Source organism: Citrobacter sp. VF227 (genome assembly GCF_052950715.1).
Map to the genome: position 1 here is coordinate 1 of NZ_JBRFVF010000507.1, position 449 is coordinate 449.

Annotated in this window: 1 protein-coding gene; it reads left to right on the plus strand. The window is 46.8% G+C overall.

From position 1 onward, the window contains the following. Window positions 1-22: 22 nt before the first annotated feature. The coding region (locus tag ACU8YC_RS27570) for a pyridoxal-phosphate dependent enzyme (protein WP_446896337.1) at window positions 23-449 on the plus strand (427 nt) is incomplete at its 3' end.

The following is a 449-nucleotide window of genomic DNA, read 5'->3' on the forward strand; positions in this document are numbered from 1 at the left end:
AATACCCTGGTAAGAGGTTCTAATGCACATTACATACGATCTCCCAGTTGCAATTGAAGATATCCTCGAAGCGAAGAAAAGACTGGCGGGGAAAATATATAAAACGGGAATGCCTCGCTCTAACTATTTTAGTGAACGTTGCAAAGGGGAAATATTCCACAAGTTTGAAAACATGCAGCGTACCGGTTCATTTAAAATCCGTGGCGCTTTTAACAAGCTCAGTTCATTAACAGAAGCAGAAAGAGTGAAGGGCGTGGTGGCTTGCTCTGCAGGTAACCATGCGAAAGGGGTTTCTCTCTCCTGCGCTATGCTAGGTATCGATGGCAAAGTGGTGATGCCAAAAGGCGCGCCGAAGTCTAAAGTAGCGGCAACCTGCGATTATTCCGCAGAAGTGGTACTGCATGGCGACAACTTCAACGACACCATCGCGAAGGTTAGCGAGATTGTGG